The organism is Psychroserpens damuponensis, from assembly GCF_000826655.1.
Taxonomy (GTDB): Bacteria; Bacteroidota; Bacteroidia; order Flavobacteriales; family Flavobacteriaceae; genus Psychroserpens; species Psychroserpens damuponensis.
This window is the reverse complement of record NZ_JXJO01000093.1, coordinates 1-2,366: the sequence shown is the minus strand read 5'-3', so window position 1 is coordinate 2,366 and position 2,366 is coordinate 1. Positions and strand designations below refer to the sequence as shown.

Genomic DNA, 2,366 nt, shown 5'->3' with positions numbered 1-2,366 from the left:
ACTAAAGTTAGCAAATAAATCACAGATAGAAAGTCCGCGAGGACTTTCGTAAGTAAGCTCTAACTAGCAATGAATTATACACGGTGTTGGCAGTAGTATTTTAATATTCAATCAATCCAAGCTCTTCTAATCTTATCGCCATTGCGGAAAAGGAAACATTAAATAATTCTGCAATTGAGACAAAACTTTGATTATTATATCTTTCCGATGAAGCCAACTTCAATGCTAGACCACGCAAGTTTTTGCAATCCTTTCTTAATTTACTTGGTGAGTCTTTAATTAGATTAAAAGCTGTTAGCTCATCAATTATAAATCTTTCTGTTTGAAACATCTCGACAAATTCATTTTTAACCAATTTAGCAGGCATCAAAAAATTTGTAGCAAATTTGTCTGCTTGACGTTCCGTTATATTACGTTTAAAATTATCTGATGTTCCGTTGATTGGTCGGTCTCTATGCAGAACGGCTTGTTTGTGTAGCAAGGCGTGACCTAATTCGTGTGCGGTAGTAAAATTTTGTGTGTTTTTATCAAAATTATTGGAAACTAGGACAATCCTATCTTTTTGGTCAATTATGCCAGCAGTTTCAAACGTTCCGTATTCATCGTCAATTATATCAAGTTTTTCCACTTGAACGAAATTGTACGCCAAAGCTTTTTTTAGTGCTATTCCGGGTTGAAGAACCTTTGCAGGATGATTAGGTGTATTATTAATCCAAATCAGTTCTTTATGCTTCCATAATAAATTTTGAAAATCAGAAGCAGCTACTTCAATCTCTTTGTAAGTAAGTTTTGTTTTTGATTTTAAATCTCTTAATAATTTATCTACATCCTTATAAAGTTGAGCTTTGTCCGATACTTCATTTTCCAGTTTTTCGATTTTTGATTCGGCAATCTTATTTAATTCTATAAATCGTTTCTTTAATCTCTTTGTTTCGGTGTTAATTTTCGAAGTCCAAGAATATTCATCACTTCCAAATGACAATAGATTCAGTTGAATTATAGATAAACACCCTGCAATTCCAGCTACAGCACCACTTAATGCAACTTGAGAATCTCCTCTAGCACCTTGAAAAGCATTATCGAAAACATAATCCGCTATTTCGGCAAGTTCGATGCAAAGTTTTGTTATTTCAATGGGTATGTCAATTGCGCCTTTAAGTTCCTTAAGTGCTTTTTTGCCTAAAAGATTACTTTTAACAACATCATTTTCATTATCTCTCTCTTTTCTAGCTGTTATTGCTTTGTCAAATTGAATTGCATCTTCTTGAAATAATTCGGTCAGTTTTGGGAAAATTCGTTCCTGAATTTTCTTATCCATTTTTAATAGATTGGGAAGATATTTTCCGTACTTCTTTTGTCTTTTAGGTAGATTGGTTAAACTAATGACTGTCGTTAACAGTTTTGCCGTTAACATACCTTGTAAAGCCGCTGCACTTCCAGAACCTGGCTTGTGTTTGCCAGCTCCAAACTTTTCTAAAAGTTCATCTGTTGTTATTTCAAGTAAATTTATATTCATTCAAAATTCATTATTATTTCTAACAAAAGTAAATTAATTTAATGTAAATACCTTATAATTATGTGTTTGCGACGTTCTCAATATTACTGCCAACGTGTTTGTGTATGATTTCGTTGCGTGTTTAAGCACTAAAGTTAGCAAATAAATCACAGATAGAAAGTCCGCGAGGACTTTCGTAAGTAAGCTATAACTAGCAATGAATTATACACGGTGTTGGCAAATCGTTTTTTATTTAATATTTCATATCAAATTCTCCATTTCTTATTTCTACAATTACACCATTTTCATCAATTGCGTCGTATTCAAAAGTTCCGCCTAATATTCTGTTTTCTAAATCGTGATAGAGAATTTTTAATTCGCCAGTATTTTGGTCATCTGTTGAGTAATTATATTCAGCAGAGTTAATTCTGTATTTTCCTGTATTCGAGTCGAGTTCATTTTCTAAAGAATAAATGTCTCCGACTATTACTGAATCAGGTAAAATATCAACAACTTTTATTCTAATCCATTGAGAAATGAAATCAGGTGATTCTCCACCATCCCTAAAATAAATGCTCATATAATTCTCATTATTCCACGAAACAAATTGTAATTCGGCTTCTGCACCAGTTCCGCTGAAACTTACTTTTGGTATCAATAACTCTCCATTTGCGCTACACTTAATTCCGCCTCTTCCATCATATACGTAATTCGGGTCATCTGTATCGACTGACGCTACTTCACAACTTGTTAGTCCGATTAAACAAAGTAAAAATATTAGTTTCTTTTTCATTATAATTCTATTTATATTTAATAGATGTAATTTCTCTCGAAAGGTTGCGTCAAATGTTTGCCAACGGTCTTGTGTATG

Annotated in this window: 2 protein-coding genes; both read right to left on the bottom strand. The window is 32.7% G+C overall.

Annotated elements, in window-relative coordinates; all coding sequences use genetic code 11:
- Nucleotides 1–100 precede the first annotated feature (100 nt).
- Entirely contained in the window at nt 101–1,516 is a 1,416-nt protein-coding gene (locus tag TD29_RS17695) for a cyclodeaminase/cyclohydrolase family protein (RefSeq protein ID WP_040282936.1), read from the bottom strand.
- A 232-nt stretch (nt 1,517–1,748) separates the two neighbouring features.
- Nucleotides 1,749–2,366: hypothetical protein (locus TD29_RS18620; protein WP_040282933.1), on the bottom strand; the 618-nt coding region annotated here is incomplete at its 5' end.

Coding starts and splice junctions, on each gene's coding strand:
- TD29_RS17695 (WP_040282936.1), bottom strand. CDS start 1,516: ATGAATATAAATTTACTTGAAATAACAACAGATGAACTTTTAGAAAAG.